Source organism: Amycolatopsis sp. NPDC003731, assembly GCF_053586895.1.
The window spans coordinates 113,838-120,301 of sequence record NZ_JBSFNC010000008.1 but is presented as its reverse complement, the minus strand read 5'-3'; the positions used below and the strand labels follow the sequence as shown (position 1 = coordinate 120,301).

The following is a 6,464-nucleotide window of genomic DNA, read 5'->3' as shown; positions in this document are numbered from 1 at the left end:
TGTTCTGCACCAACGTGTCCTGCCCGGCGCAGACGGTGCGGCGGCTGATCCACTGGGCGTCGCGCGCGGCGGCGGACATCGACGCGATCGGCGGCAACGGGGGACCGGTTACCGCCGTGGGCGCCGGGCGCCCACGTGGACCTGCTGCTGCGGCCGGACCTCGTCCGCCAGTACTCCCTGTGCGGCGATCCCGGCGACCGCTCGGTGCTGGAAGTCGCCGTGCTCCGCGAACGCGCCGGGCGCGGCGGATCCGCCTTCGTGCACGACACGCTGCTCCCCGGCAGCCGGGTCCGGATCCGCGGTCCCCGCAACAACTTCCCGTTCGTGCGGGCCGATCGGTACCTGTTCGTCGCGGGCGGGATCGGCATCACCCCGTTGCTGCCGATGCTGGCGGCCGCCGACGCGGCGGGCACCGACTGGCGGCTGCTCTACGGCGGGCGGTCGCACTCGTCGATGGCCTTCGCCGCGCGGCTGCGGGAAGAGCACGGCGACCGGGTGGTGCTGTGGCCGCGGGACGAAGCGGGACTGCCCGACGTGCCCGGGGTGCTGGGCGCGGCGGCCGCCGGCACCGCGGTCTACTGCTGCGGGCCCGAGCCGCTGCTGGCCGTCGCGGAGCAGGCCTGCGCCGCGCTGCCGCACCTCGAACTGCACCTGGAACGGTTCTCGCCAAAGGAGAGCACCGGGGTCGCGGCCGGCTTCGACGTCGAACTCGCCCGGTCGGGGCTGACGCTGACCGTGCCCGCCGACCGCTCGATCCTCGAGGTGGCCGAGGACGCCGGCGTGCCGGTGCTGTCGTCGTGCCGCGAGGGCACGTGCGGCACCTGCGAGACCCCGGTGCTCGGCGGGCTTCCCGACCACCGCGATTCCCTGCTCACCGGCGACGAGCGGGCGGCGAACGAAACCATGATGATCTGCGTGTCCCGCTCGTGCGGCCGGAAGCTGGTGCTGGACCTCTGAGATGCCTGCGACGACGACGAAAATCGGTACCTGGGCGGCCGCCCTGCTCGCGGCCGCGTCCTGCGGCTGGGCACTGTGGACGGTGGCCGGTCACCTCGGCGACGTGCCGCGACCCGGGGTGACCCAGGTCGCCGCTCCGCGGACGCCGCCGCCTGCCGCGCCCGCCACCACGCCGTCCGGCCCGGTTCCCGCGGCGCCGACAGCGCCGATTCCGGTACCCGGACCGGATCCCGTCCTGCCCGGCCGTCCGGTTGCGGCCGGCCGGGTCCCCGCGGTCACGACGTCACCGGGAGCGCCCGGGCAGCCGGTGCCGACCGGGGAATACCCACCGCTGCCGACCGGGGAATACCCGCCGACGGGGGAGCCGCCGCTGCCGCCGTCTTCTGCGCCGCCACCCGTGTCTTCACCATCCCCGCCGGAACCGTCCGAACCCCCGGTCACCGAACCCGCGCCGCCGCCCGTTCCGGAATGCGATTCGAGTGGCCTGCTCGGACCGTTGCTGTGCACCGTGTTCGGTCTGCTCGGCTGAACCAGGGAACTATCAAAGACAAACACTTGGTCGCCTTTTATCGACGCAATTCCTCACCGGGCAGCCTGATTTCGGGGACGACTATTTCACGTCCAGTTAACAGAGAAAACCGGAATCGAACGCGAAGTCCGTGATTCACTTTCCTTCGTCCGGACGGCCTGTATTCCGCCGGGTCGAACAGATACCGAAAGGAAGCTCATGTCCCCACAAGCTCCGCCGGGAGCACGCACGAGGCCGCGTCGGGCCAGGTCGGCGGTCACGGTCACCCTTGCGGTCGCCACCCTCGGCGCCTCCGCGGTGGCCGCGGTCCCGGCTTCGGCGCAGCAGCCGATCGGGGTCGGCCCGGTGCCGATCACGTTCCACATGAAGGACGACAACGGAAAGTGGTTCGACTCCGGGCTGAACCTGTTCGGAGACCAGTCGCTGGCCGTGGCCGAGCTGCCGCGCCTCGGCACGCTGGGCGGCCTCACGACGGGCGGTGAACTGTCCAGCCTGCTGAACTCCGACCTCGCCGGCGCGGTCGGCAACCTGACGCAGAATCTGCTCGACCAGGTCCCGCTGCTCGGTTCGCTCGGCGGTGAGCTGGGGAAGGCGCTGAACCTCGACAGCACCCTGTCCGCGGTGAAGTCGATCGGGGCGGCCAACCGGCAGGCGGCGCCGGCGGCGGCGAAGGCGGAAAACCTGCTGGGGCAGTTCGCCCAGCAGCTGACCACGATGCACGCCGACCAGCCGCTCAACCTCAACTCCTTGCCGATCGGCCTCGACCTGCAGGGCGCGCTGAACGACCTCGCCAAGTTCGCCGTCAAGGGGCCGCCCGTGACGGTGAACTTCGTGGTCGACCCGAAGGAGTCGACCGGCGCCCGCGACCCGATGGGCCTGATCGCGCCCGAAGGCGCGGAGGGCTTCCCCTACGACATGCCCGGCGGGGCGATGTTCGGCCAGCGGTCGATCCAGCTGACCGAGCCCGGGCTGTACGCCTTCACCGACATGGTGACCCCGTACATGCTGGGCGCCGTCGTGGTCGACGACCCGCTCACCATCGGCCTCGACTTCGGCAAGGCGTCGATGATCAACTCGCGCAACCTCGTCGTCCCGACCAACTCCGACATCGTCAACCGGCTGGTGAACACCTTCTTCAACATCACCAACCCGAACAACTGGCAGCAGTTCAAGCCGGACGCGGAGAACAAGTTCGACGCGATCCAGCCGCCGGTGCCGATCCTGCAGTACGACGCCGCGGGCAACCCGGTGCTGATCCCGAACCTGGACGCCTACTTCGACAAGAAGTTCTCGTACCCGAAGACGTTGTCGAAGGGCAACCAGCTCCCGGCGACGCCGGGTGTCGGCGAGGTGTGGGTCGACACCGAGGTCGAGGAGTGGGCCGGCAAGAAGGCGGTCGGCTCGGCGACCAAGGTCAACGTCACGAACTGGACGGTCGACCGCAAGATCGGGGCGCCGTCGATCAACATGAACAACCCGCACAACATGTGGACCGATAAGGACTACAAGTACCTCTACCAAACGGAGTGGTTCTCCAACAAGGTCGACGTGTTCGACCGGGAAACGGGCGAGTTCGTCCGGCAGACCCAGGTCGGCCAGAACCCGGCGCACGTGATGACCGAGCCGGGCAGCGACAAGCTCGTCATCGGCATCAACGCCGGCAACGAGGTCGTCGAACTTGCGCCGGGCGGCACGAACGTGCTCCGGAAGATCACCGTCAGCCCGACCGGTGAGGTCCGGCACCCGCACGCGCACTGGACCAGTTCGGACGGCAAGACCGTCGTCACCCCGAACGTGCTGACCAACAACGCGTCGGTGATCGACCTGCCGACCGGAACCGTCCGGACCGAGAAGACGGGCCAGTTCCCGATCGCCTCCAGCATGACCCCGGACTCCTCGAAGTTCTACACGGCGGACTTCACCGGCGAATCGATCACCTGCGTTTCGCTGGCGGCGCCCGCTTGCGTGGACAACGGGCAGAAGGTGCACAGCAAGACGATCGACCTGTGGGCGAACTACAGCCCGCAGGACGGCCCGAAGGCCGGCGCCCCGTTCGGCGGCCTGACGATCCAGCTGCCGGTGACCCCGGACGGCAAGGCGATGCTCGCGGCGAACGTGCTGTCCCAGACGGTCAGCGTCATCGACCCGAGGACCGACAAGATCGTCAAGGACCTGCCGTGCGCGGCGGGCTGCCACGGCATCAACTTCGGGGCCAAGAAGGGCGGCGGCTACTACGGCTACGTGTCGAACAAGTTCGCCAACGTCATGCAGATCATCGACGTCGACCCGAACGGTGACGGCAACATCGACGACGCGAAGGTCGCGGGCCAGCTGACGCTCGACCCGACGTCGACGACCAAAATGGACGGTTCGATCGCCGGGAAGGCCGGCTACGGCGGCCAGGGCGTGCTGGCCGTTCCGCTGGTCTACAACGGCTGGGTCCAGCAGAACCAGGGGAGCTGGCGGTCGCAGCTGACCTGCCGGCAGCTCAACCCCCTCGCCCAGTCCGCCTGCTGACACACGCGGTGGTGGTCCGGGGCCGGGCTTCGCGCCGGGCCCCGGACCTCACCGCCGGAGGAGACCCCATGGCCCACCGAAGAATGATCCGCAGTCTTCCGGCGTTGCTCACGGCCGTGCTGGGCGTCCTGGCACTGGCCCCGCCCGCGGCGGCCCAGGTGTCCATCGTGCCCGATCGCGTCGACGGCGGCGGCACGCACACCTTCGCCTTCCGGCTGGCCAACGAGCGGACCGACACGAAGTCCACCCGGCTCGAACTCCGCTTCCCGCCGACCCCGCCGATCGCCTACGTCAAGGTCGACCCGGCGCCGGGCTGGACCGTCACCGTCCGCCCGCGGCCGCTGACCCCGCCGATCGAGGTCGGCGGCAAGGTGGTCCGCGAGGCCGCGGACACGCTCGTCGTCGAAGGCGGCGCGGTCGCCCCGAGGCAGTTCGAGCAGTTCCTCGTCACCATGGGCCCGCTGCCCGCCGACGGCCGGCTGCTCTTCGAAGCGACGCAGACCTTCGCCAACGGCCTGGTCGCGCACTGGAACCAGACGACTTCGCCGGCGCCGGCGATCACCTTCGGCGCCGGGCCCGTCGCTCCCGCAGCCGAAGCCGGTGCGCAGCAACCGGTCCCGGTCGCCGACGACCCCGCGGTGTCCGTGGACCAGCTGCCGCAGACCGCCGGTGGTCCGCCCTTCGCCGTGCTGTGGGGCGCGTTCGGCCTCGCGCTCGTCGTGATCGCGGTGGTCGGGTACCGGGCGCACCGCCGCCGGTTGCGCGCACCTGCCGCGGCACCCGAGCCCGAACGCACGGAGGTCGGCGTCGAATGACGGCCGTGAAAGAGCGTCCCCGGGCCGTGGTCCCGCGGCCGCGCGCCGGGGCCGGGCGGGTCGTCGCGCTCGTGCTGCTGGTCGCCGCCTGCTGGGGCACGCTGCTCGGCGCGACCCCGGCGGCGACGGGCGACCCGGTGCTCGTGACGACGTCGCCGGGCAGCACCGAAGTGGTCAAGTCGCCGGACGCCGTCGTGCTGACGTTCGACCGGCCGGTGCCGGCCGCGCTGGCCACCGTGCGCGTCCTCGACCCCGACGGCAGCCAGGTGGTGTTCACCCGGCCGTCCCATCCGGGCGGCCGGGAGGACGCGCTCTCCGTGCCCATGCCCGCGGAGCGGCACGAAGGCACCTACGCCGTGGCGTGGACCGTGCCGTCGAGCCGGCTGGAGCCGATCAGCGGTTCCTTCACCTTCGACGTGTCGTACCCGATCCGGCCCGATGGTGTGCCCGAGATCGAGACGGTGCGCGACCCGGTCGTGGCAGCCGTCCACCTGACCGCGCGGACGCTCGCGGTCGCGGCGATGGTGGTGCTCGCCGGTCTCGCGTTCTTCGTCGCGGCGATCGGGCCCGCCGCCGTGCGGGCCCGGGCCGTCCGGCGGCTGATCACGACCGCTTGGTGGCTGGCCGCCGGCGGCACGCTGGTCGTCCTGGCGTCGGTCGGGCCGTACGCGGCGTGGGTGCCGTGGCGCGCCGCGTTCGACCCGCGGCTGGTGGCGGGCGCCGTCGAGTCCGGCGCGGGGAGAGCGTTGCTCGCCCGCTTGGCCACCTTCGTGCCCGCCACGCTGGGTCTCCTGTTGCTGGTGAAGAGCCCGCCGGCGACCACCGTCGCCGACCGGCGGCTGCGCGGCGCGGCGGTGCTGGGCTGCGCGTCCGCGCTTCTCGCCACCTGGACCTTCGCCGATCCCCGGCCGGCCGGCGCGCCGTCTCCGCTCGCGCTCGCCGCGGACATCGCGCTCCTCGTCGCGCTCGCGGTGCCGGCGGGTGGCCTGCTGCTCCTGCGTTACCCGGTCGCCCGCCAGCAGCACCCGGTGTCCCGGTTCGCGACGTCGGTGGCGGGGTGCGCGGCGCTGCTCGCCGTCGCGGGGACCGCCCAGGTGTGGCTCGGGCACCGTCTCGGCTGGCTGCCGGCCGGATCGCTCGCGCTGGCGGCGGTGCTGGCCGTCTTCGCGTGGCTCCTTTCCCGCCTTCGGGCGAAGGCGCCGCTCGGCGGCCGGATCATCGCGGTGGCGGGAGCGGCGGTCGTGCTCACCGTGGCCACGGCGACGCTGCTCGCGCTCGACCCCGGCCAGAGCGCGCACGCGCAGGGCTCGCCGGGCCAGGCCCCGCCGGCGATCCGGCAACAGGCCGCGCCGACCCGCCTCGCGTACGACACCGGCGCGCTGGACCTCGTCGTCATCCCGGCGGCCGGCCGGCTGGACGTGCGCGTGTCGGTTGTGGGGCCGCAGAGCGCCGGCACGATGGTGACCGCCGCACTGGGCCCCGCACCGGTGCCGCTGGACCGCGCCGGGACCACCTATTGGACGGGGCAGGGCAGCGCGCCCGGCCCCGGCCGGTGGGAGCTCGCGCTGACGCTGCGGGCCGGAGACGGCCGCACGCAGACGGTCAAGCAGCCCATCGACGTCCGTTGACCGCCTCTTCCAGCCGCG

4 protein-coding genes are annotated in these 6,464 nt (G+C 72.1%); all 4 read left to right on the top strand.

The window, feature by feature from the left end:
- Positions 1-135: 135 nt before the first annotated feature.
- The 4 genes from ACWDN5_RS05740 to ACWDN5_RS05725 all read left to right on the top strand — a co-directional run bounded on the left by ACWDN5_RS05740 (position 136) and on the right by ACWDN5_RS05725 (position 6,446).
- Positions 136-957 (top strand): PDR/VanB family oxidoreductase, encoded by an 822-nt coding sequence (locus tag ACWDN5_RS05740; protein WP_449674812.1) that lies wholly within the window; start codon positions 136-138, stop codon positions 955-957.
- 727 nt (positions 958-1,684) lie between these two features.
- Positions 1,685-4,003 carry a copper oxidase gene (locus tag ACWDN5_RS05735; protein ID WP_449674810.1) on the top strand — a complete coding sequence of 773 codons (2,319 nt, stop codon included), beginning with the start codon at positions 1,685-1,687 and terminating at the stop codon, positions 4,001-4,003.
- Positions 4,004-4,071: 68 nt separating this feature from the next.
- Positions 4,072-4,818, top strand: coding sequence for a DUF1775 domain-containing protein (locus ACWDN5_RS05730; protein ID WP_449674808.1), 747 nt, complete (start codon positions 4,072-4,074; stop codon positions 4,816-4,818).
- A gap of 5 nt (positions 4,819-4,823) precedes the next feature.
- Complete coding sequence (locus ACWDN5_RS05725; protein ID WP_449674806.1) at positions 4,824-6,446, top strand: copper resistance CopC family protein; 1,623 nt, start codon at positions 4,824-4,826, stop codon at positions 6,444-6,446.
- Positions 6,447-6,464 lie beyond the last annotated feature (18 nt).

Excerpts from the sequence above, each read along its gene's own strand:
- ACWDN5_RS05735 (WP_449674810.1), top strand. The coding sequence starts at position 1,685 with ATGTCCCCACAAGCTCCGCCGGGAGCACGCACGAGGCCGCGTCGGGCC.
- ACWDN5_RS05730 (WP_449674808.1), top strand. The coding sequence starts at position 4,072 with ATGGCCCACCGAAGAATGATCCGCAGTCTTCCGGCGTTGCTCACGGCC.